This is a genomic window from Brucella pecoris (genome assembly GCF_006376675.1).
GTDB lineage: Bacteria > Pseudomonadota > Alphaproteobacteria > Rhizobiales > Rhizobiaceae > Brucella > Brucella pecoris.
Map to the genome: position 1 here is coordinate 541,253 of NZ_VEWK01000001.1, position 23,434 is coordinate 564,686.

Consider the following 23,434-nt stretch of genomic DNA (forward strand, 5'->3'; position numbering starts at 1 on the left):
AAATTGCTTCGCACTTTTGCTGGAAATGCTGTGGCAACCCGGCAGATGTACTCCCATACCTCTGCCGGGCGGATGCATTATTCTGCTGGTGCGGGCAAAAATTCAACCTCATGCGCCGGTGCAACGCGAACTATTTCAGCGGGATCACCGACATTATCGATGCGAACGAACAGGTCCCAGAGCTTCGCGGTCGGTGAAACCCAGAAAATGCACTTCACCGGCTGTTCGGACTTGTTGAAAATGCCGTGCGATATGTTGCGCGGCAGACAGACGAGATCGCCAGCCTCGGCAACGGCTTCCTTGCCGTCGAGAAGCAGATCGAAGCGGCCTTCGAGCACATAGATGAACTCTTCCTGCGTCGTATGGATGTGCGGCGGAACGAATGTGCCGGGAGGGAAGGTTGCATGCCATGACATGGAGCTTTCGCAGACATGCTTGGGCACATAAGTCTGGCCCAAAATGTGCCAGACAACACCGTCCACAGAGGAACCGGATTTGGTAACGCTTGCTGGAAGAACAGTCACTCTAATTCCCTTTCATAAGATTTCGGAGGCTAGAGCATTTCCTGTTTGATTGAATCATTGAAAATGCTCTATCTTTTTGTTTTTACGCATGTCTTTATCCCGAAACCGGTTCCCACTTTCGGGAGACACGCTCTAGACTCAGGCATAAGCCCGGTTAACCTGTTGTGTTGAAAAGCCAGCTTTTGCGGCATAGCCGCGAACGATCGCTTCTCGCTCGGCAAAGCTGATCACACCGTCCAGATCGGCAACGCCGGACGGTGCGCGACGCTCGACCTCATCGATGACGCCTTCCGGGCCACCCAACCGGTTAAGCCGGACGATTTCCGCCGTCGCGGGCAGGCGGATGGCCTGATAGGCCGCAAGTGCTGCGCGACCATGCTCAGCGGCGGCAAGATGATCGGCAAGCGTGCGTGCATCGATAATCGCCTGACTCGCTCCGTTCGACCCAACGGGATACATTGGATGGGCGGCGTCGCCGATCAGCGCCACACGGCCATCGGTCCACCAGCGGGCGGGGTCGCGGTCACACATCGGATATTCGAAAAATGTATCGGTTGCCCGCACCAGCGCGGCAAGGTCCACAACATTGATGCCGAACTTCTCGACATGCGGCATGAGTTCCTCATGCGTACCGCGACGGCTCCAGTCTTCGCGCTTTGGCGCGGGCGACCCGTCGGCGCCCGGACGATAGGTGACAACCCAGTTGTTCAGAATTTTGCCGGGCGTCGAGCCCTTGGCTATCGGGTAAAGCACCAGCTTGTATGTAAAGCCGCCAGCAACGATCATGGTGCGACCATCAAGGAATGGATCGCTTTCGACCGCCCCGCGCCACATCATGACGCCGTTCCATTTAAGCCCGGCTTCATTCGGGAACATCTGATGCCGGATGACGGAATGAATACCGTCCGCACCGATAATGACGTCGGCGGTTGCCGCAGCAATCTTCGAGCCTTCGGCGAAATGAACAGTCGCTGAACCTTCGTTCTGGACATAACCGACGCAGCGCTGGTTTGCGACAACGGCGTCCGGTCCAAGCCGCTCGATAACGGCGTCGTAAAGCAGTTTCTGCAAATAGCCGCGATGAATGGAAAACTGCGGCACATCATAGCCTGCATCCATGCCGCGGGGCTCGCGCCAGATTTCCTGGCCCTGCCGTGTGGCATAGATCAGCTCACGGGTGCGGATGCCGGTGGCGTCCAGCGCAGGCAGAAGCCCGATTTCGGCCAGCTCGCGGATGGCATGCGGAAGGACATTGATGCCAACGCCCAGTTCGCGGACTTCAGGCGCGGCTTCGAAGATCTGGCAGCTAATGCCTCGTGCATGCAGCATCAATGCCATCGTGAGGCCACCGATGCCCCCTCCGACGATAATCGCTTTCATTCGCGGTTCCCTTTTTCATGGCAGCTCTCTGGCGCCTGGGATCAACGATAAAAGAGGGAACGATGCTGTCTATCACCAAATCGCCATTCCTAACAGGAAACCGCCAGAAACGCGCTTTCGTGCAAAATTTTCGCGACGCTTGCGCTCTCGTCACAGCGTGATACTTTAATCTTAAAATAAAAATGCTCTCTAAATGAGATACGGGGAATATCGTGATGCCGACTACGAGCTATATGCACAGGCTTTCGCCGTCCATCGATTCGTTTCAGGACACCATGTCGGGCCTGCTCAGGCCTTGCCGCATCTCGAAGAAGTCCAGCCAGACCTACCGAACCGAAGTATCGCATGGACGTATGCGCCCTTTCGGCCTGACAGCTATTCGCGTCGGCGGCCATGCACGCATCGAAGTTGAAGCGCATAATGATATGACTTTGTTGCAGGTTCCGTTGCAAGGCGTCTTCGTTTCGCGCGACCGGCGTGGTGACGAGCTATTGTATCAGTCAGGCATGAATGCCCAGCTCGTCGATGCACATTCGGCGATCGATCTCGAGTTCCACCCTTCCACGCGGATGCTGATCTTCAGCCTGAACGATACCCAGATCGATATTCTTGGGGGCAGGGAGTTCATCGAGCAGTTTACCCATAACAAGCGCGTTGTATCTTTCGATACACCAGTCGGCCATGCCTTCTATCAGCTTGCGCATTTCGTCATCAACGAGATCGAGAAGGACAAGGAAGCGTTTTTCCATGGCGGTCTGTCGGAGCGTCTGGAAGACAGCCTGATGGCGTCGCTTGCGGCAGCACTGGATACGCAGCCGCGCGCAAGACCGCTGACGAGCGCCGTTCCAAGCTATGTGCAGCGTGCCGAAAAATTCATGCTCGACAATCTCGACAAGCAACTGACCTTGCAGGAGCTTGTCGATGCGACGGGCACCAGCGCTCGCACTTTGCACCGCACATTCCGCAGTGTCCGGGGCAACACACCGCTTGGCGTGTTCAAGAATATGCGGCTGGACAAAGTGCATGCGGAGCTTGCCCGCGGCTATGTCGGGCCAGGCGACATCACGCGTATCGCCATGGCCTGGGCTTTCAATCATATGGGCCTGTTTTCAGCCGATTACCGCCAGCGCTTCGGTTATCTTCCGTCCGAAACCGTGCGCCGCGCACAATAGTTCTTCGATAGAGGCCAGCATTTTCGCATATTGAATTTTCGGCTGGGCGCGGCGGTGTGGCCAGTGACCACCCCTCATTCATTACTCTGGTTTTCTTTGTTGTATTGCTGTTGCGGCCAGACATAGCTGGATGAAAAGGATCTGGGCAGCAGCCTGTGCCGTGTTGGTGGTTGGATCATATTGCGGCGCAACCTCAACCACATCCGATCCAATGAAATTCAAGCCGTTGAGACCGCGCATGATCTGCATTGCCTCACGGGGCTGCAGGCCGCCGACCTCGGGCGTACCGGTGCCCGGAGCAAAGCCGGGATCGAGGCTATCGATATCAAAAGAAAGATAGACTGGACCTTTACCGACAACCGCGCGCGCGATCTCGATCACCCGGTCAATGCCGAGTGATATGATATCTTCGACATGCAGCACTGTCATGCCGGAATCACTTGAAAATTCCCAGAGGTATTCGGCACCGCCCCGGATACCGATCTGAATTGTCCTCTGCGGATCTAGAACACCGTCCAGAACCGCTTGTCGGAAGGGGCCGCCATGATGGAACTTGCAGCCCTCATAAGGCCCGCTCGTGTCGCAATGGGCGTCGATATGGATCATTCCGACAGGCTTTTCACGTCCGAGGGCCCGGAGAATGGAACCGCTGATCGAATGGTCGCCACCGACTGAAAGCGGGTAGATTCCGGCGTCGACGATTGCGGTATAAAACGCCTCGATATCAGCATGTGAGCGCGCCAGGTCGAAACGCGAATTGAGCGGCACGTCGCCGATATCAGCCACTTTGATTTCAGTGGAGGGCGCCATTTGTAAAACATGATCGAACGGTCCGATTCTTTCTATCGAACGCACAGCTTTTGGACCGAAACGGGCGCCCGAACGATTGGTTACGCCAAGGTCCATCGGTACGCCTACAATAGCGGCTTCCAGACCGCAGAAAGATGGATCGGCAACAGCATCGGGCAGATGAGGCAGATCGAGAAATGTCGAGACATTTGCATAGGGAAAGGCACGCTTTCCAGCCTCTGAAAATTGAGCGCTGGCGGCCTTGCGGAAAACCGGATCAAAAATATCCCCACCTTCGGTTCCGGCATATTTTTCGCGGAGCGTCTCAAGCTTCTTCTGGTCCATATCGATCTACCATCCCCTTGTTATGACTGGCCTTCTCTTTGAGAGATGCCCGTCGATTGATCTCGTAATGATGGAGTTTTCTTGCAGGCAAGTCCTCCAAGAACACTGCGTTTGGCGCCATAGGATAGAGACATCCTCCCAATTGGGCGATATCATTGACGGAAACGAAGGTTTCATGAGCATCAAACCACTATGGTTCCAATCTATTGTCGATGACCGATCTCGATGTGCGTTTACTGAAAGTTTTCAGAACCATTGTTGCCAATGGAGGATTGAAAGGTGCTGCCAAGGCGCTGAACGTCGGGTTGCCGACGATCAGCAAGCAGCTCTCCGATTTGGAAATTAGACTGGGTATTCGCCTGTGCGTTCGCGGTGGCTCGAAATTCGAACTTACGCAGGATGGTAGCGAAGTTTATCGGGCAAGCACGGAGCTGTTTTCATCGATCGAGAAGTTTCGGAATGATGTTGGTAAAATCAAGAAGAAGAAAGAACTGCTTCGAATTGCAGTTATCGACAACATCATTACTGATGAAAACTCTCCGTTGCCATGGCTCATAAGCTATTTCGATGCCAGAAATTGCCATGTCAGTGTGGTTGTAACAAAGCCAGAAGAAATCGAAAAAGGGATTTGCGGAAACATTTTCGATATCGGCATCACACCGATTTATCACCGGAATCCAGACCTGCAATATACGTCCCTGTATAATGAGGTTTCCTATCTTTACTGTGGGCACTTACACCCATTTTTTGCGGATCAGGATGAGGAACTGGACTGCAGGACTGTCGATGCCGCACCCTGCGTAGAGCATCTCTATGTTGACAGACGTTTCATTCCGACACTCAAGGACAAAAGCGGCGACGGTCCGTCTGCTCTCCAACTGGAAGCGGTGCTAACGCTTATTCTGTCGGGAAATTATCTGGGTTTCCTGCCCGGACATTTTGCAGCGGCCTTTGAAGACAGGCATCAGATAAGGAAAGTTCATCAGGAACGGCGCCAATATTCCACCGAGATTGGTTTTATCCATCGTCGGGAGGGTGTCCTCAATGCTACCACACTACAGGCGATCGGGTTGCTGCGAAATCGCATTATTTCCGAGGACAAACCCATTTAACTGCCCCAGTTGCAAACCATGCCAGGCAACGGGAAATCCTACGACGTTCGCGCTAGAGCATAATCCGACCGGAGTGAAATGAGGACGATCAAGATTATTCTTGAAATAGAAGAAGTTAGAGCGCCGATCTGATCCAATCAGATCGAAACGCGCTCTAGTACGCGTTTTCGGTCTTCTCAGCTTCTTGCAGCGCCCAATTGCGGAACACTTCAAGCTGCGGATTGCGATCGCGGTCCGCATGGGTTGTTAGCCAGTAACAATTGCGGCTGTCGTAGCGCAAATTCAATGGATTGACGAGCTGACCGCTTTCGAGCTCGTCAAGGATCAGGCTTCGCGGGATAAGCGCCAGACCGTGCCCGCCGATCGCCGCGCGAATGACGAGAGAATAATAGCCAAGTTTCAGAATTCGCTCGGGGCGAAATTCGCTGATGTTGTTGGCGATAGCGAAATCGTTCCAGTAAAGGGGCGTTTTCAAGTGCTCCAACATTGGGAAGCTACCGATATCCATGGGGTCCGATATGCCGCCATGGCGCGCGATACAATGCGGAGAACCAACCAGCACGACATCACGACCGAGAAAATAATCCATATGCCATCCGGGCCATTCACCCTCACCAAAACGGAAAACGACATCCGCCTCGTCTTCCGTATCGCTAGGTGCAAATGAACTGAACTGAACGTCTATGTCTGGATGGGCTTCGGCAAACTGTACGAACCGCTGAATAAACCAACGGTCGCCAAGTATTGGCAATACGTGCAGTCGCAATGTTGGCTTGTTGGAGCGCAGGTGCATGACCCGTGCAGCGGCAGTTTCAAGGGCGCCCAGAGCGACACGTGCCTGTTCAATGTAAACCGTTCCGGCTTCGGTCGGCATGAGACCCTGGCTTGTGCGCGAGAAGAGCCCGAGGCCGACCAGATCCTCCACAGATTTGAGCTGCTTGCTCACGGCACTTTGCGTCATGTGGAGAAATTTTGCCGCTTCGGAAATCGTTCCGTGTTGTGCGAGAGCAGCTAATACACGAAGACCCGTCGTTGTTGGCAAATGCTGGCGCATCGTTGAATCAGCTCCCCTATTCCTTTTTGGACTACCATCCCGGAAATCTATTCAATTGTCCAGTCAACGACCGTTTGCAACTATCCGACCGGTCAGGAGGACAATCATGAATGAATCTGTAAGGCTTTGGGGAGCCCGTTTCCGCTCTCCTCCATCTCCCGAACTCGTGCGCCTGTCGCGTTCTCCCCAAAACCATTTCAGGCTCGTTCCGGAAGACTTGCGCTCGTCGATAGCTCACGCCCATGAACTGGAGCGCGCCGGCATCCTCGATGCAGTCGAAACTGAGCAAATCACGACTGCGCTGGAAACTATCGGCAAGGACTGGCAGGCCAACCGCCTACAACCTTCCGAAGATGACGAAGACGTCCACACCTTTCTGGAACGCGTGCTGACAAGCCGGCTCGGTGCTCTTGGCGGAAAATTGCGCGCCGGGCGTTCGCGCAACGATCAGGCAGCCAACAATCTTAAGCTTCATCTGCGCCAGATCGCTCCCACGCTTGTCGCAAACATCGCCTCACTCCAAGATGCACTTGTTGCACAGGCAAAAGCACACCAGCACACACTGGCAACCGGTTTTACCCATCTTCAACCTGCGCAGCCTGTGACGTTCGGGCATCAGCTTCTGGCCCATGCACAAGGATTTTCGCGCGATATTGGCCGGATTATCGACTGGCACAAGAGAGCAGGGCGCTCGCCGCTGGGAGCTGCCGCCCTTGCGGGCTCGGCGATTGCCTTGCATCCGGAGCTGTCGGCAAGCGAGCTCGGCTATGACGCACCGTGTGAAAATTCGATCGATGCCGTGGGCAGCCGCGATCATGTCGCCGAATTTCTGTTTGCGACCGCCATGCTCGGCGTCAATCTTTCCCGCCTGGCAGAAGAGGTCTTTCTGTGGTCGTCCAAGCAGTTTCATTGGATAGAGCTCGATGACAGCTACGCCACCGGCTCGTCCATCATGCCGCAGAAGAAGAATGCCGATATTGCGGAACTGACGCGTGGTCGTTCAGCACGTCTGATCGCGTCGCTGAATGGAATGCTGATTGCCCTCAAGGGACTGCCCTTCGCCTATAATCGTGATCTCAGCGAAGACAAATGGGCATGTTTCGAGGCGATCGACACGCTTGAACTCGTGCTGCCGGCAATGGCGGGCATGATCGCGACGATGAAAGTCGATCAAGAGCGGTTGAGAAAGCAGTCGTTCGAGGGCTTCACCCTTGCCACGGAAGTGGCCGACTGGCTGTCCCGGCAGGGTATTCCGTTTAGCGAAGCACATGAAATTACCGGTGCACTGGTGCGCTACTGTGAGGAAAAAGCAATCGGCCTGGAAGATCTGTCGTCTGATGATCTGTCCGCCGTCGATACGCGCCTGAAGGCCGATGTCCTCACGCATCTTTCCCCGGAAGCGGCCGTTGCAGCCCGCAAGGGATATGGCGGCACCGCACCCGAACGGGTGGGAGAGCAGATTGCCCGGCTGCAGCAGCTCCTCCAGTCGCAACGCCAATGGGCGGAACAGAACTGAACGCATTCGGGAAAAACAAGAAGGCGTGACGGACCATCCGTCACGCGTCAATCAATACCGGTGAAACACACCGGAAGCATCAGACCAAAATGGGAGAACTATCATGGGGACTACGCATATCTTGAAAGCACTTGGCTGCGGTATCGCAATTGCATGTGTTGCCGGCGCCAGCGCCGCTTCGGCTGCCGGGGGCGATCTGCCTGACCGCGTCAAAAGCTCTGGTAAAATCATCGTCGGAATAGAGACCACCTATCCGCCGATGGGTTACAAGAACCCGGCTACCAACGAACGTGTCGGTTTTAACGTCGATCTCGTCAACAGCCTTGCCAAGGAGATGAAGCTCGAAGTCGAATGGCAGGAAATGAGCTTCGAACAGCTCATGACGTCGCTGACCAGCAAGCGCATCGACATGATCGGCACAGCTATCAGCGATTATCCATCGCGTCGCGACAAGCTCACCTTCGTCGATTATCTGCGTACCGGCGCCCAACCATTCACACTCGCTGCCAAGAGCGGCGACATCAAGAGCGAGAACGATCTGTGCGGGAAGAAGGTCGGGGCACCGCGCACGACAAGCTTTTTTCCCGAGACGCAGAAATGGAGCGAGGCCAACTGTGTCGGAACTGGCAAACCGGCGATTACAGTCAATGGTACTGCTGGTGCGACCGCAACACGTCTTGATCTGAAACAGGGTCGCCTCGATGCGGCGGTGCTTGGGCCTGAATATGTGGCATATCTGATGCAGGATGAGCCAGGCGTCTATGCACTGGCAGGCAATCCCTTGATGGAAAGCCTGTTTGGGCTCGCCTTCGACAAGAACGAAACCGGCCTTCGCGATGGCGTGGCCGAAGCGGTTCAGGGTCTCATAAAGGATGGAACATACGAGCAGATTCTGAAAAAATATGGACTTGAGCGCCAGGGCGTCACCGAAGTGGCGATCGACGCAGGAAAATGAGTATGTCAGTGGCGCAAACTCTTCCAGTCGATACCATGCGTGCCGTTGAACTCGTCCGCACCGGGGGCCCGGATGTCCTGAATCTCGGTCAGGTGGCCGCGCCCAGGCTCTCACCCGGAAGCGTCATGATCGAGGTGCATGCCACCGCGCTCAATCATGCCGATCTGTTGCAGCGTCGGGGAACTTATGGCGGGGGCATTTCGCTCCCGACCATTCTCGGCATTGAATGCTCTGGTATCATCGTGGACATGGCATCCGACGTCAAAGGGTGGAATATCGGCGATAGAGTTTGCGCTCTGATCAACGGCGGAGGTTATGCGGATCTGGTCTGCGTGCCCGCAAGCCTTGTGCTTCCGGTTCCTGCGAATATCGACCTGATCACGGCGGCGGCCTTGCCGGAAGCGGCTTGCACGGTCTGGTCCAACATTATCGATATCGCCCGGTTCGCGCCGGGAGATACGCTTCTTGTGCATGGAGGGGCGGGAGGTATCGGTAGTTTTGCCATTCAGGCCGGGCGAGCGCGCGGCGCGCGCATCTTTGCGACAGCGGGCGGTCACGAAAAAATGGAATATTGTCGGAGTATTGGTGCCAACCGTCCCATCGATTACAGGAACGAAGACTTCGTTTCGGTTATCATGGACGAAACCGGCGGTCTTGGCGCGGATATTATTCTCGACAATATGGGCGGCCTCTATCTCGAGCGGAACATCGACGCAATGGCTCATGACGGGCGTATCGTCATGATCGGCCTTCAGGGAGGCCGTGAAGCCAACATTCATCTGGGCAAAATGATGGGCAAGCGCGGTTCGCTCTTCACCACATCATTGCGAGACCGTCCTGTCGAGGATAAGGCGCGTATCGTGTCAGGCGTCCTCAAGGATTTCTGGCCCGATGTCGAAACCGGGCGTATCCGCCCCCTGATCGATCGGGAGTTTCCTCTTTCGGATGCAGCAGGTGCGCACAGCTACATGGAAAGCGGCCAGCATGTCGGGAAGATCGTTCTCAGGGTCAGAGGCGACGCCGACCGGAATGCGAAAGGTTAAACAACAATGACTGATAACGTTTATCAAATCAGCCATCTGGTCCATGTACCGCGACGCCATTATGGCCGTCTTGTCGCGGCTGCGGTCGTGGTTCTCGCGCTTGCCGCAATCATCCATGCATTTGCCGTCGGACAGATTGAATGGAACTATGTGGGAGAATTCCTCACCGTTCCGGCCATCATGACCGGGCTGTTGAACACCATCATCATGTCGGTTCTGGCCATGGCGCTGGGCATAGCACTCGGGATCGTGTTTGCCGTGATGCGCCTGTCGGACAATCCGGTACTTTCCTATGTCTCGATCGGCTATGTCTGGTTCTTCCGGGCGGTTCCAGCACTTCTGCAACTGCTGTTGTGGTTCAATCTGGCACTGGTTTTTCCCACTATGGGCATACCGGGCGTCTTTTCGGTCTCGACCGTTGAAATCATGACGCCTTTTGTGGCCACGCTCCTCGGTCTTGGCATCCAGCAAGGCGCATTTACTGCCGAAGTCGTCCGTGCCGGGCTGCTCTCCGTGGACAAGGGCCAGTATGAAGCCGCCCAGACCATCGGCATGACACGCCTGAAATTGCTGCGCCGGATCATCATGCCACAAGCCATGCGTGTCATCGTGCCGCCGGTCGGTAATGAATTCATCGGCATGGTGAAACTCACCTCGCTCGCAAGTGTGATCCAGTATGCGGAAATCCTGCACAGCGCCCAGAACATCTACTACGCAAATTCCCGCGTTGTAGAACTCCTGATCGTTGCTGCGTTCTGGTACCTGATCGTCGTGACCATACTCAGTCTCATCCAGGGGCGTATCGAAAAATACTTCTCAAAGGGCGTCATGTCGCCGGGTGAATCGAAGTGACGGAGGTAATGGACATGGCAAATACTGTTTCAACTGACGTCGCAAAGCAAAATCTCTCGTCTCAGGGGCCACTGGTCGTGGCCGCAGATGTGCGCAAGAAATTCGGGACGCTCGAAGTTCTGAAAGGCGTGAGCCTCCAGATCGCCAAGGGCGAAGTTCTCTGCATCATTGGCCCTTCGGGGTCCGGCAAGAGCACGTTCCTGCGCTGCATAAATCAGCTCGAACACATGAATGGCGGCGCGATCTGGGTCGGCGGCGAGTTGATCGGCTATCGTCGCGAAGGCAATCACCTGCATGAACTGAGCGATGCGGAGGTTGCCCACCAACGCCGCTCGATAGGCATGGTGTTTCAGCGCTTCAACCTTTTCCCGCATCTGACGGTGACCGAGAACATCGTCGAGGGTCCGATACAGGTGCTGCGGGAGAAACCTGACGTTGCCCGAAAACGCGCTCATGCACTTCTTGAACGGGTTGGGCTTTACGACAAGCGTGACGCTTATCCGGCCCAGTTGTCGGGTGGACAGCAACAGCGTGTCGCCATCGCCCGCGCGCTTGCCATGCAACCGACGCTGCTGCTGTTCGACGAGCCGACTTCGGCACTCGATCCGGAGCTGGTCGGGGAAGTTCTGCGTGTCATGAGCGATCTGGCACAAAGCGGGATGACGATGATCGTCGTAACCCACGAGCTTGGTTTTGCCCGTGAAGTTGCTGACCGTGTCGCCTTCATGGATCAGGGCGAAATCATCGAAATCGGTTCGCCTGAACAGGTTCTTACAAATCCGCAGCAGACGCGAACGCAGAACTTCATCAAAGCCGTACACAAGAAGTAACACCGGACTTACACAACAGGGGATAAGGACATGATCAAGAGCAAGCTTGCACTTTCCGTTCTCGCCTTGATGGCAGCAAGCCACGCCGCGACGGGACAGGAGCTGCCGGAGCGAATTGCGGCAAAGAAAGAAATCGTTATCGCCAATGTCCCGAACTATCCGCCACTCGAATTCAAGGATCCGAAAACGGGTACCCTGACGGGTCTTGATATCGATCTGGGCAATGCCATCGGTGCAAAACTTGGCGTCGCCGTCAAATGGGAAGAGATCAGCTTCGAGCAGTTGGTCAGCGCGCTCAATACCGGGCGCGCAGATATGATCATCTCCGGCATGACAGATATGCCGGGACGCCGGGAAACACTGGATTTCGTTGATTACCTCGCTTCGGGTGCCCAGTTCTACACCACGGCCGACCGGGCAGAACAATACAAAACACCGGCAGATTTCTGCGGCAAGACAGTTGGAGCCAGCCGACGCACTTCATTCCCGAAGGAAATGGAAGCCTGGAGCAAGGAAACTTGTGAAAAGAACGGCAAGCCAGCTCTGAAGATCGTTGGCACGGAAGGGTCGGCCGATGCCCGTACCCAGCTACGCCAGAAACGTCTCGACGCAGCCGTGCAGGGAAGCGAAACGCTCCCATATCTTCTGAATCTGGAGCCGGACACTTACACCATCGTCGGCGAGCCATTCACGACCGTGCATCAGGGGATTGCCATCAGCAAGAAGGACGAGCAACTGCGCGATCTCATTGCCAAGGCGCTCAAGGACATGATTGCCGATGGTTCCTACGACGCTGTTCTCAAGAAATGGGAACTGCAGTCTGCCGGTGTCAAGACGGTCAAGATCAATGAAGAGCCGGTGAAATAGCAGTCGGGATTGCAACCGGCCTGCACAATATCAGCAGCAATAAAATGACAGGTCGGTTCCGCTTCAACGCGGCACCGACCCGGTGAAAATTTGCTAAAATGGCGGAGGTGAAGGTGGAAGATTTGGGTGTTAGGGGACGTTGTCCCGGTTCGCCGAAGTGGCCGACCGGCAAGCGTTCGGCGGTGGCACTTGCCTTCGATCTGGATGGTCCGACCGGTGGCGCTATGCTCGATGGCAGTCTGCTTGACAATCTGCGCTACTTTACCGAAGGCTCTTACGGGCCATGGCGTGCGTTGCCGCGCCTGCTGGATCTGTTGGCCGAATATGATCTGGTTGCTACTTTCTTCACCCCCACATGGGTTGTGGAACAGTGGCCCGAGCGCTGCGAGGCTATCCTGAAAGCCGGTCACGAGATGGCTTATCATGGCCATTACCACGAAGTGTTTATCGACCGGACGCCTGCGGAACAGCTCGCTATCATGCAGCGTTCCGCTCAGGTTTTTGAAAGCCGTCTCGGCATCAAGCCGGTTGGATTTCGCACGCCCTCCGGCGATTGGAGCCCGCATACCGCAACGATCCTCAAGGAATTCGGCGTCCTTTATTCCAGCTCGATGCGAGGCGACGATCGGCCTTATTTTCATCCTGGTCCGGACGGAGAACCAGGATTGGTGGAGATTCCGGGCCGCTGGGATATCGACGATTACACAGCGCTTGCCTATTTCGAAGAGCCTGATTTTCCAACCGGTCACGACCGCATAGCGGATTTCCGCACTGTGGAAGCTAACTGGCGTGCCGAGTTCGAGGGCTTTCACCGTGATGGCCTGTGCTGGACGACAATCCTGCATCCAAAAGTCTCGGCAAAACTGGGCAGGCTCAGCATTCTGGAGGGACTGTTCGAGGCAATCCGCGCTCACGACGATGTCTGGGTCGCGCGTGGCCGAGAGATCGCACAATGGTGGATAGACCAGAATGCGTCATGCGGTGAAGGAGAAACACGATGATCCCGACCTTCCCGTGGCCGCATGGCAAGCGTTGTGCCGTAGCGGTTACCGTACTGTTCGATGACGGGCTTGATGCCATTGCCCGCGCGCCGGATCTGGCAGAACGGGCCAAGAGTTTTTCTGTCTGGGAATATGGCGCGGCGCGCGGTGTTGACCGCCTGTGCGCGCTTTTCGACAATCTCGGTGTGAAGACCACATGGTTCGTTCCGGGAGAGGTTTCGATGAAGCATCGCGACGCCGTGGCGACTGTGGCCGGAGCAGGTCATGAAATTGCAGCGCGCGGTGTGGCATTCGAGGATTTTTCCACGCTCGGGCATGAGGCGCAAAAGAATGTTCTTTTGCGTTCTGCTGACATACTCGCTGAGGTGACGGGACGGCGTCCGAACGGCTTCCGCCTGCCGCGAGGCTTGTGGCCGCGCCATTTCGACCAGGTGCTGAAAGAGGCAGGTTTCGACTGGTCAGCTTCGCTCAACGGTGACGACGCGCCTTATGTCCATCCTTCGTCTCTGGTTGAGATTCCGGTTCATGTTGAACTTGAGGATCGGCCTTATTTCCAGTTCAATTTCGCCCCCGCTTTTCCAAAAGGGCTGGGTCGCATCGCCTCCTATGAGGGCGTGCTGCACAACTGGAAGGCGGAATTCGACGCTTACCGCCAATATGGACGCTGTTATGTGCTGCAAGTACGGCCCGAAATGATCGGAACACCGGGACGTATTTTCATCCTCGAACAGCTTCTGCAACACATACTTCAACATGACGATGTATGGCTCGCCACCGGCGGCGAGATTGCCGCCTGGACAGCAGAGCAGGCAGGGCCGCTCGAAACCCGGCATCCTCTAAACATCTTCGAACATTATCGTAAGGAACAGGGCCGTGACTGACCACCCGTCCATGACGCTGGCGCGGAATGTCGCGGCTATGCGCTTTGCCGACTTTCCGGCAGCGACGATTCATAAGGCAAAAATCCATATCCTCGATACGCTGGGGGCGGCGATCGCTGGTATTACCTCTCTTGAGGCCCAGACGGTGCTGCAAGCCTTTGGTCCCGTTCATGGCGGTGGAACCGGTCCAGCGCCGGTCTGGGGCACGACGACGATGCTCGACAGCCGCACCGCGAGCTTCGTCAACGGTGTCTCGGCACACGCGTTTGAACTCGATGACAGCGGTGGTTGCGACCATTCGGGCGCTGTCGTGATGCCAGCGGTAATCGCAGCATTGGGCGAGGTTCGCGGTACAGTCACAGGGCAGGATTTTCTGACCGCAGTTCTCGCCGGATACGAAGTCGGGCGGCGAATGTTGGAAGCCAGCGGCGGCTACGAAACCCATAACGAGCTGGGCTGGCATTCCACCGGCACTTGCGGGGCTTTCGCTGCAGCGGCTGCCGCGAGTACACTTTTCGGCCTGGATGCCGACCGGCACGCCTCGGCACTGGGCATCGCCAGTTCATATGCGGGCGGTACATGGGCGTTCATCCACGATGGTAGCCAGACCAAGAAACTGCATGCTGGTCGTGCCGCTGAAGGCGGATTCGTCGCCGCAAAGCTCGCTGCTTCCGGGTTCGATGGTCCGCTTTCGGTACTGGACGCCACAGGTTGGGGTAATTTCTTTACGACCTTCTGTCGCGGCGAAGCCAGGCCGGATCTGCTCAATGCTGATTTTGGACAGTTCTGGCGTGTCAACCGTTGCTCCATAAAGCCCTATGCAACATGCCGTGGCACCCATTCGGCTATCGACGCTATCGATAAGATTTTGACTGAACGCGGTCTTGCACCGCAGGATATCGCTCGTATTGATGTGGCGATGAGCGAGTTTCAGGCAGGCATGTGCGGCGGCAAGATCATCGCCAGCCGCGCTGACGCGCAAATGAGCCTGGCTTATGCCGTTGCTGCGCGGCTCCAATATGGCAAGGTCGGGCTTGATGAGCTCGAACGGGAGGCATGGTCTGCTCCAGCGATAGAGCATTGGCTTGCACTCACCAATGTCGGAATTGATACCGCAATGGCTGCCAATGCAGAACCCACAATCGCGGCGACGCTGCACGATGATCGCATGTTCAGCGAAACGGTCGAGTTTCCACTGGGAGGCATGGCCAATCCGATGAGCGACGCCGCGATCATAGCCAAGTTCGAGGCGCTTGCCGGGCGTGTTTTGCCGGGGGAACGTTGCCGCGCGCTTTGTGATTTTGTCATGAACCTCGACATGGCTCCCGATGCTCGACACCTGCCGGTCCTTCTCGCCTTGCCAGCGGGATCCTGACCCCGTCTGCGCCTTTCTCCAGACCAGAGACAAGCCAAATGAATATTCAGTATGCATCCCGTATGGACGGCATCAAGCCGTCGGCTATCCGCAGCTTGAATACAAATCCCGAGATGATTTTCTTCGGTGGGGGATATCCCGATGGGGATGTTTTTCCGTTCGATGCGATCAAGACCGCCTTCGACGCGGCGATAGTAAATTCTGGCCGCGAGGCGCTGCAATATTCTTTTTCTGTCGGTTTGCCGAAGCTGCGCCAGCAGATCGCGGACCGCATGAAACAGGAACACATCCATTGCACAATGGACAACGTCCTTATCCTGCAGGGCGCACAGCAGGGGCTCGACCTTGTGGCACGTCTGCTGATCGACAAGGGCGATGTCATCATTACTGAGGCCCCGACATTTCTGGGCGCGCTTGGTGCGTTCGCGGCCTGCGAACCGCAATACGAAACCGTTCCGGTGGATGATGACGGCCTCGACACGGACGCTTTGGAAGCCCTTTTGATGCGCCAGCCTCGTGCAAAGCTGCTTTATACAATCCCAGATTATCACAACCCGACTGGCGTCACCATGAGTCTGGAACGGAGAAAGGCCCTGATCCGGCTCGCGAACAAATACGGACTGATCATTTTGGAGGACACACCCTATCGCGAGGTGCATTTCGATGCGCCACCGCCGGTCCCGTTGAAAAGTCTGGATGAGGAGGGGCGCGTCATTTATCTGGGCAGCTTCTCGAAGATATTGTCCCCTGGACTGCGGCTCGGCTGGACTGTCGCTTCCGAAGAGATCATTCATAAACTCACGCTGCTCAAGCTTGGCGCCGATACCCAGTGCAGCACCTTGAATATGACCGCGATTTCCAATCTTCTGGAAACCTATGATCTGGAGAAGCACATCGGAACCATCAGGAAACACTATAGGCACAAAAAGGATGTCATGCTTGATGCACTGCGTAACGAACTGCCTCAGAGCATTCGTTTCACCGATCCTGCCGGTGGTCTGTTCACCTGGCTGACGTTCCCTGACGGTTTTGATGCACGAAAATTTCTGATCGACTGCGCAATCCCGAAATTCGAGGTTGGCTATGTTCCGGGCGACCCGTTTTATGCAAAGGATCCCGAGATCAATCATGCACGGGTCAGCTTTTCCTCGGTGCCGCTGGGGAACATCGAACCGGGTATCGCGCGTCTGGGGGAAGCACTGCGGAATTATGCCGCCGGATAGCATAGCATTGCCAGTATATCGAAGGTCAGATAGGAGAAGTGACGAGTTGGGGGAAGGTTTTTGTTTCCCGATTCTAAGAGCCAGTTCCAAAAGTCGCCCTGTGTGGCTACAAATGGCAATTTTCTGCGTTCCGGTGCTCATGTACGTTAAGTACATTGCGCTCCGGTACTCGAAAATCACCATTTTCGCACACACATGTCGCTTTTTGATTCAGGCTCTAAGTCGTAATCCACGGATTTGCTGAGGGGCTTCATGCCTATTTATGAGCTGGCGGCACTGGGGGCTGCTATCTGCTGGGCGCTCACGGGCCTCATCTCGGCTGGACCTGCTGGCCATTTGGGCGCACTGACCTTCAATCAGGTGCGCCAGATCTTCGTAAGCTGCCTGCTTATTGTCTATGTGATCGCAACCGGAACGTGGCAACAGATCCATTCCGGCAATGCTTTTCCGCTCATCCTGTCTGGCTTTATCGGCATCTTCCTGGGGGACACGATCCTCTTCGTGACTTTGAACCGGCTAGGGCCACGCCGATCCGGAATTCTTTTTGCAATGAATGCTCCCATTGCTGCCGTTCTCGGGTGGGTCGTGCTCGGTGAAAAACTTACGACTTCGGTTGTAGCCGGCATTACCCTCACCATTCTGGGTGTTTGCCTGGCGATATTCTTCAACAACCGTCGAACCCAGCTTCATCCCTGGGAGACGGTAAAAGGCTCCCTGATTGTCGGCTTATTGTTCGGTTTGCTTGCCGCACTTGGGCAAGCAGTCGGATCAATCATCGTGCGGCCGGTAATGGCAACCGGTATCGATCCGTTTCTGGCCTCGCTGCTGCGTGTCGGAACGGCGGCCTGCTGCCTCAGCTTCGTCTCGATGTTTCCCGTCGCAGCCTTTCGTCCACGCAACCCGCTGACGTGGCGGGTGACCTGCCTGACAGCGCTCTCAGGCTTTCTGTCGCTTGCCATGGGAATGACGCTGCTGCTCTTTGCCTTGTCAGGTGGGGAGACAGGCGTGGTCTCAACGATATCCGCGACAACGCCAGTCATCATCCTTCCGCTATTGTGGTTGCGAACCGGGCAACGTCCTGCAGCCGGAGCATGGTTAGGGGCCTTGTTCGTGGTCGCTGGCCTGGCGTTCATCATGTACTGATAGTTCAGTCAGATACCGCTAGAGCGCATCCCGAAAAGTGTGAAACGGTTTTCGAAACAAGATGCGTGTTAAAACAAACAGTTAGAGCGCCGATCTGATTCAATCAGATCGAAATGCGCTCTAGCTTCTGTCACTTTGACTTGCGAACGAGCATCGCGGTTTAAAAAATACGCTCACAGACGGATTAAAAACGCGCGACCGGTGTTGATGCTGGGACACGGCAAACATGGGAGGTCGTCATGTTCCGCCCCTTCGCTCTCGCAATGGTCATAGCCGCGATGCCCGTCTCATCGCATGCCGATACGTTCGGTGTTGCCAGTGGGCATTATACCATTCAGCAGTCGTCACAAATCGCCTTTACCGTGAGCCAGGTCGGGGGTGGTGGTCTGGGCGGCTCGTTTGGCGAGTTTACCGGCAATCTGGAGCTTGATGCGCAAAATCTCTCCAGGTCTTCCGTATCGCTTCGGCTCCGGCCCGCAAGCGTCGATGCGAGGCAACCCCGTATCACGGACTTTCTGAAGTCTTCCGCAGTGTTCGACGTTCGAAACTATCCGGTACTGACTTTTGAATCGACCCGGATTACGCAGACCGGTCCGCGCACGGCACGTATCGACGGGGTGCTGACGGCACGGGGTAAAACCCATGGCGAGACATTCTTTGCGGCCCTTGTCGGCAACGACGCGAAAACTGTTACGTTTCATGTGACCGGTGATGTGCTCCGTTCCCCATACGGAATGGATGTCGGCACACCGATCTATTCCAACGTGGTCAAATTCGAGATGAACCTGCGCGGAGCAAAATAATATCGCCGGTTGCGGATTAATTTCACGGGCGCGGTGTTGTCGTGAATGGAAGCAAGGACAACACCGCAAAGGAGGATTATTATGTGCAGACCGACAACATTTTTCATGGCCGTCACTCTTATAACTGGCCTGCCGTTCGTTGCGCATGCTGAAGATTACGCATCGGGTACCATAAAAACGATGAAAACGGCGAAAGGGGAGGTTCTCACGAACGCCAAAGGGATGACGCTTTACGTCTTCGACAAGGACACCAAAGGGACATCCAACTGTTACGATGACTGTGCGAAGAAATGGCCGCCGCTGAAGGCCGACGGAATGGCGACCGCCGGTGATGAGTTCAGTCTTGTTGCCCGTAAGGACGGTACGAAGCAATGGGCCTATGAAGAGAAGCCTCTCTATCTTTGGCAAGGCGATAAAAAGCCGGGTGACGTTTCCGGCGATGGCGTCGGCGGCGTCTGGCATGTCGCGAAGGATTGAGAAAGCCGGGTAACAAGGCATGTCGCGCTTCCTGGAGGAAATGGAAGAATGTGTTCCAGCGCTCCGGCGTTACGCCCGGGCGCTGACACATGACGCCGATCGGGCAGACGATCTCGTTCAGGATTGTCTGGAGCGCGCTATCCGCAAACGCAGCCTTTGGCAACCGTCCGGCCCCTTGCGTGCATGGCTGTTTCGAATGCTCATCAATCTTTGGCGAAACGAATTGCGCCACAGGCGACGCGCGCCCGATAATGCGCCGTTATCGAGCGTCACGATGGAACCGCAGGTTGCCAGCGCATCGCCCTCCCGGCTTGCTTTTGCCGAAACCGCGCGCGCAATACAGCTATTGTCTGCCGAACAACGAGAAGCGCTTTTGCTTATAGCAATTGAGGGCATGAGTTACACCGAGGCCGCCACGGTACTGGATATTCCGCTTGGCACACTGATGTCGCGGTTGGGGCGGGCGCGGGCCACATTACGCAAGCTTACAGAGGAGACAGGTGCGCAATTGAGGGCTGTGAAATGAAGAGTAACCTGATCAGCGACACCGAATTGCAGGCCTATGCTGATGGCTTTTTGAGCGACGAACGCCGTCAGGCAGTGGAGGCCGAGCTTTTATGCGATCCATCTTTGAAGTCGGAAGTTGCTATCTGGCAAAGACAGAACGAGACGTTGCGGGCATTATATGCTCCTGTCCTGGACGAACCGCTCCCCACACGGCTTTTCCCCGACAATATCAACAAGCAGGTTCTCGTAGCGAGACAGCAATGGTGGCGCATGGCCGCCGTTGTAGTGTTTCTGGTGGCGCTGGGAGGGCTCGGTGGTTGGTTCGGGCGCGATTTTTCCGGTCCCGCGCCGACGTCTGCATGGCCACTGGTAAGTGAGGCTATGGCGGCTCATACCCTTTACACCAGCGAAATCGTGCATCCTGTGGAAGTGAAAGCCGAGCAGGAGCAACATCTTTCTGCGTGGCTCTCCAAGCGGCTTGATCGCGCCCTTACCATTCCCGATTTGCAGGCGGAAGGGCTTTCCCTGGTTGGTGGGCGGCTGCTGCCTGCCCAGGGCGGACCTGCGGCGCAACTGATGTATGAAGAGCGGGGAGGCAAGCGTGTCACGCTGTTTATCGTGCCGTCGGACGATATGAAGGAGACGTCCTTGCGTTACCTGTCTCAGGACAATCTGGAGGCGCTCGTATGGACAGACAATGCCATCAGTTGTGCGCTTGTCGGCGACATGCCTCGCGCACGGCTCCAGGAAATTGCCTTGAGTGCCTATAAACAGTTCGAATGAAACAGGTTTGAAGCCTTTCGGAAAGATTGTGATGTGGCGCAATACTGAAACCACATACGGATTTGTGGCGCAGCTTCTACATTGGCTGATCGCCGGCCTGTTTATTCTTCAGATCGGTCTCGGCTTTCTCACACAGGCAACGGGTTCCGACCCGGTGCTTCAGTTCACGCTCTATCAGTGGCACAAATCACTCGGTTTCACGATTTTCGGATTGGCGCTTATCCGGGTGTTCTGGTTTGCAGCGAGCATTCATCCCTTGCCTTACAAGGATACAAACCGGCTGGAAGTACTGCTGGCAGGAGGCGCTCACCGAATGCTTTTGGCAATGACCATCCTGATCCCGCTCACCGGATGGGCAGTTGTGTCTTCCTCGCCTCTCGATATCCCGAGCTATGTCTTTGACTTGTTCGTCATGCCGAATTTGCCATTGACCGTTTCAGACGCTGACGAAGCGTTCTGGTCGTGGCTGCACGCCGCGCTCGTTTATGGCATGATCGCTATTGTCACGCTGCATGTTATCGCAGCGCTTCATCACCATCTTATCCGGCAAGATGGAACTCTACGAAGAATGGTCAGTTTTCCTTTGCGCTCATTTAAAAATAGCGCGAGTTCTCAATCACATCGGAACAAGTCCTCATAAAAAGATCGAGAATGATCACCCCTCAGTGCATAGCCTGACGATTAGAGCATAATCCGACCGGAGTGAAACGAGGATCGACAAGATTATGCTTTGGAAAGAAAAGCTTAGAGCGCCGATCTGATCCAATCAGATCGAAACACGCTCTAGTGGCGACTCACCGCATAATAAGTCGGGCGGCCAGGTTTCATCCGGGCAGGCAGATGTCTTTATTTGGGATGAGGATGTATTGGATCCACCCAATAGACCTCCTCAGGGTCTTCTATCGGATCGACGTCCGTGATGTTCACGACAACCGCTTCGTTGTCGGATCGAACCAAAACGCATTCCAGCACATTGTCTGGATCGGCATTTATCTCCTGATGGGGAACATAGGGCGGTACAAAGATAAAATCGCCCGGTCCCGCTTCGGCCACATACTCCAGATGATCTCCCCATCGCATCCGTGCCTTGCCACGAAGAACAAAAATGACGCTTTCAAGCGCGCCATGGTGATGGACGCCAGTCTTTGCATTGGGCTCGATTGCGACCGTTCCGGCCCAGATTTTCTGTGCTCCGACGCGCGCGTGATTGATCGCCGCCTGACGAAACATACCAGGCGTTTGCGCGGTATTCGGATCAAGCTGGTCGCCTTTGATCACCCGTACGCCATCGTGCTTCCATCGATCCGAATGTTCATGTTGATCTTCACTCATGGTTTACTCCTTGGCGCGGATCAGAAATGGCTCAGATGCTGAGCAGCATGCTCGATCAGTCTCAGTTTTCCGTCAAGAGTGTGTTTCCATGGATACTGATGGCCGTTTTCGTAGAGAACGTCAGCACCTGGTCACGATCTTTTGAGATCGTTGTTCAGAGTATTATTTTTCACATAACATAGACGTTGATCGGAGTATGAGCTAAAGCAAGAATAATATTTGCTTTCTATTGCTTTTGGGGGAACCAGTGAACGTAATAGCATCAAGTCCCGCCAGAACGCGTTCCAAGTCTTACATAGCTGTGCTGCTCGTTCTGGGTTTTTCGCATCTTTTGAACGACTTGATGCAATCCCTGATTTCTGCATCTTATCCGATCCTCAAAGATGCCTATGCGCTCGACTTCGTGCAGATCGGGATTATCACCCTTACTTTCCAGATTGCAGGGTCTTTGCTTCAGCCGGTCATCGGGATGATTACCGACAAACGGCCCGCACCTTATTCGCCGGTGGTCGGCATGATGTTCACGCTTTCCGGGCTGGTGAGTCTGGCTTTCGCCCATAGTTATGCGGTGATACTTGTCTCTGTGGCGCTCATCGGTATTGGATCTTCGATTTTCCATCCCGAAGCCACGCGGATGGCTCGATATGCGGCGGGAGGGCGCCAGGGGCTTGCACAGGGTATTTTCCAGGTTGGCGGGCAGGCAGGCGGTTCGCTTGGACCTGTCTTTGCGGCACTGATACTTGTGCCGTGGGGGCAGCAAAGTCTTGCCTGGTTCGCCGTATTGGCGTTGCTCGCGATGTCGCTCCTGGTCTGGATCGGCAGTAAACAGAAAGAAATTCGAGCGGCATTCGCTGCCGTGCGGGCAGGGGGTAGCGCAGGTGGAGAACCCATCCGCCATGCGCCCGCCACTATCGCTATCGGTCTGGTCGTATTGACCCTTTTGATGTTTACAAAGAACGCATATGGCGAAAGCTTTCGCTCATTCTACACGTTTTATCTGATGGACAAATTTGGCCTGTCCATTCCCTCTGCGCAGATGATGCTCTTTATCTTTCTTATGTCCTCTGCGGCAGGGGCATTGATCGGTGGTATCGTGGGAGACCGGATAGGCCGCTACAAGATTATCTGGATTTCTGTGCTGGGGCCTCTGCCGCTGACATTGATGCTTCCCTATGTCGATTTATTCTGGACGGGAGTTCTCACCGTTTTCATCAATCTGATTATGGCGAGCGCTTTCGCATCGATCCTCATCTATGCGATGGAGCTCTTGCCCAATCGTATCGGGCTTATCGGTGGCCTCTTTTATGGCTTGAATTTCGGGCTTGGAGGCATTGCTGCTGCAATTCTCGGCGTGCTTGCAGATCAATATGGCGTGGAAACCGTTTACCGGTTGTGCTCGTATCTGCCATTATTTGGACTTCTGGCGTGGTTCTTGCCCAAAATTCATGAGCCCCAATCGGGACACTGATA

General features: G+C 55.3%; 24 protein-coding genes and 1 pseudogene. 20 read left to right on the top strand and 5 right to left on the bottom strand.

Annotated elements, in window-relative coordinates; all coding sequences use genetic code 11:
- Positions 1–77 precede the first annotated feature (77 nt).
- Positions 78–524 (bottom strand): cupin domain-containing protein, encoded by a 447-nt coding sequence (locus tag FIB18_RS02460; protein ID WP_140019253.1) that lies wholly within the window; start codon positions 522–524, stop codon positions 78–80.
- A 138-nt stretch (positions 525–662) separates the two neighbouring features.
- Positions 663–1,904, bottom strand: coding sequence for a flavin-dependent oxidoreductase (locus FIB18_RS02465; protein ID WP_140019254.1), 1,242 nt, complete (start codon positions 1,902–1,904; stop codon positions 663–665).
- Between the two features lie 215 nt (positions 1,905–2,119).
- Between FIB18_RS02465 and FIB18_RS02470 the strand changes: the two genes are divergently transcribed.
- Positions 2,120–3,076 (top strand): AraC family transcriptional regulator, encoded by a 957-nt coding sequence (locus tag FIB18_RS02470; protein ID WP_140019255.1) that lies wholly within the window; start codon positions 2,120–2,122, stop codon positions 3,074–3,076.
- Positions 3,077–3,157: 81 nt separating this feature from the next.
- Here the strand turns inward: FIB18_RS02470 and speB are convergent, their stop codons facing one another.
- A complete protein-coding gene (gene speB / locus FIB18_RS02475) occupies positions 3,158–4,210 on the bottom strand; it encodes an agmatinase (RefSeq protein ID WP_140019256.1) in 1,053 nt (350 codons plus the stop codon).
- Positions 4,211–4,422: 212 nt separating this feature from the next.
- Between speB and FIB18_RS02480 the strand changes: the two genes are divergently transcribed.
- Positions 4,423–5,322, top strand: coding sequence for a LysR family transcriptional regulator (locus tag FIB18_RS02480; RefSeq protein WP_140019257.1), 900 nt, complete (start codon positions 4,423–4,425; stop codon positions 5,320–5,322).
- A gap of 154 nt (positions 5,323–5,476) precedes the next feature.
- Here FIB18_RS02480 and FIB18_RS02485 read toward each other — a convergent pair whose 3' ends face one another.
- On the bottom strand, positions 5,477–6,376 hold the full coding sequence (locus FIB18_RS02485; protein WP_140019258.1) for a LysR substrate-binding domain-containing protein: 900 nt from the start codon (positions 6,374–6,376) through the stop codon (positions 5,477–5,479).
- A 106-nt stretch (positions 6,377–6,482) separates the two neighbouring features.
- Here FIB18_RS02485 and argH point away from each other — a divergent pair, with 106 nt between their 5' ends.
- From argH to FIB18_RS02570, 17 genes and pseudogenes are all read left to right on the top strand, one after another.
- Positions 6,483–7,892 carry an argininosuccinate lyase gene (argH, locus tag FIB18_RS02490; RefSeq protein ID WP_140019259.1) on the top strand — a complete coding sequence of 470 codons (1,410 nt, stop codon included), beginning with the start codon at positions 6,483–6,485 and terminating at the stop codon, positions 7,890–7,892.
- A gap of 103 nt (positions 7,893–7,995) precedes the next feature.
- Entirely contained in the window at positions 7,996–8,847 is an 852-nt protein-coding gene (locus FIB18_RS02495; protein WP_140019260.1) for an ABC transporter substrate-binding protein, read from the top strand.
- Positions 8,848–8,849: 2 nt separating this feature from the next.
- The gene (locus tag FIB18_RS02500) at positions 8,850–9,890 is read left to right on the top strand and encodes an NAD(P)H-quinone oxidoreductase (protein ID WP_235894805.1); all 1,041 of its coding nucleotides are present in this window, start codon (positions 8,850–8,852) and stop codon (positions 9,888–9,890) included.
- A gap of 6 nt (positions 9,891–9,896) precedes the next feature.
- A complete protein-coding gene (locus tag FIB18_RS02505; protein ID WP_140019261.1) occupies positions 9,897–10,742 on the top strand; it encodes an amino acid ABC transporter permease in 846 nt (281 codons plus the stop codon).
- Positions 10,743–10,756: 14 nt separating this feature from the next.
- On the top strand, positions 10,757–11,572 hold the full coding sequence (locus tag FIB18_RS02510; RefSeq protein WP_235894806.1) for an amino acid ABC transporter ATP-binding protein: 816 nt from the start codon (positions 10,757–10,759) through the stop codon (positions 11,570–11,572).
- A 30-nt stretch (positions 11,573–11,602) separates the two neighbouring features.
- A complete protein-coding gene (locus tag FIB18_RS02515) occupies positions 11,603–12,439 on the top strand; it encodes an ABC transporter substrate-binding protein (RefSeq protein ID WP_113464104.1) in 837 nt (278 codons plus the stop codon).
- A 113-nt stretch (positions 12,440–12,552) separates the two neighbouring features.
- Positions 12,553–13,440 carry a polysaccharide deacetylase family protein gene (locus FIB18_RS02520; RefSeq protein ID WP_235894807.1) on the top strand — a complete coding sequence of 296 codons (888 nt, stop codon included), beginning with the start codon at positions 12,553–12,555 and terminating at the stop codon, positions 13,438–13,440.
- Positions 13,437–14,321, top strand: a complete 885-nt coding sequence (locus tag FIB18_RS02525; protein ID WP_140019263.1) for a polysaccharide deacetylase family protein — start codon at positions 13,437–13,439, stop codon at positions 14,319–14,321. Before FIB18_RS02520 ends, FIB18_RS02525 begins: the two co-directional genes overlap by 4 nt.
- Entirely contained in the window at positions 14,314–15,696 is a 1,383-nt protein-coding gene (locus FIB18_RS02530; RefSeq protein ID WP_235894808.1) for an MmgE/PrpD family protein, read from the top strand. The genes FIB18_RS02525 and FIB18_RS02530 overlap by 8 nt, the downstream gene beginning before the upstream one ends.
- 38 nt (positions 15,697–15,734) lie before the next feature.
- A complete protein-coding gene (locus tag FIB18_RS02535; protein ID WP_140019264.1) occupies positions 15,735–16,919 on the top strand; it encodes an aminotransferase-like domain-containing protein in 1,185 nt (394 codons plus the stop codon).
- 112 nt (positions 16,920–17,031) lie between these two features.
- Positions 17,032–17,145: pseudogene (locus FIB18_RS24930) on the top strand (flagellar basal body P-ring protein FlgI); the annotation flags it as partial.
- Between the two features lie 26 nt (positions 17,146–17,171).
- Positions 17,172–18,062: a DMT family transporter gene (locus FIB18_RS02545; protein WP_140019265.1), complete on the top strand. Its 891-nt coding sequence runs from the start codon at positions 17,172–17,174 to the stop codon at positions 18,060–18,062.
- A gap of 239 nt (positions 18,063–18,301) precedes the next feature.
- Complete coding sequence (locus FIB18_RS02550) at positions 18,302–18,865, top strand: YceI family protein (protein WP_140019266.1); 564 nt, start codon at positions 18,302–18,304, stop codon at positions 18,863–18,865.
- Between the two features lie 81 nt (positions 18,866–18,946).
- The gene (locus FIB18_RS02555; protein ID WP_235894809.1) at positions 18,947–19,342 is read left to right on the top strand and encodes a COG4315 family predicted lipoprotein; all 396 of its coding nucleotides are present in this window, start codon (positions 18,947–18,949) and stop codon (positions 19,340–19,342) included.
- A gap of 19 nt (positions 19,343–19,361) precedes the next feature.
- Complete coding sequence (locus tag FIB18_RS02560) at positions 19,362–19,868, top strand: sigma-70 family RNA polymerase sigma factor (protein ID WP_140019267.1); 507 nt, start codon at positions 19,362–19,364, stop codon at positions 19,866–19,868.
- The gene (locus FIB18_RS02565; RefSeq protein WP_140019268.1) at positions 19,865–20,632 is read left to right on the top strand and encodes an anti-sigma factor family protein; all 768 of its coding nucleotides are present in this window, start codon (positions 19,865–19,867) and stop codon (positions 20,630–20,632) included. The genes FIB18_RS02560 and FIB18_RS02565 overlap by 4 nt, the downstream gene beginning before the upstream one ends.
- Before the next feature lie 31 nt (positions 20,633–20,663).
- Positions 20,664–21,272 (top strand): cytochrome b, encoded by a 609-nt coding sequence (locus tag FIB18_RS02570; RefSeq protein ID WP_140019269.1) that lies wholly within the window; start codon positions 20,664–20,666, stop codon positions 21,270–21,272.
- 206 nt (positions 21,273–21,478) lie between these two features.
- On the opposite strand, the gene FIB18_RS02580 is transcribed toward FIB18_RS02570, so the two are convergent.
- The gene (locus FIB18_RS02580; RefSeq protein WP_140019270.1) at positions 21,479–21,964 is read right to left on the bottom strand and encodes a cupin domain-containing protein; all 486 of its coding nucleotides are present in this window, start codon (positions 21,962–21,964) and stop codon (positions 21,479–21,481) included.
- Positions 21,965–22,307: 343 nt separating this feature from the next.
- Here FIB18_RS02580 and FIB18_RS02585 point away from each other — a divergent pair, with 343 nt between their 5' ends.
- Positions 22,308–23,432, top strand: coding sequence for an MFS transporter (locus tag FIB18_RS02585; protein ID WP_210296002.1), 1,125 nt, complete (start codon positions 22,308–22,310; stop codon positions 23,430–23,432).
- Positions 23,433–23,434 lie beyond the last annotated feature (2 nt).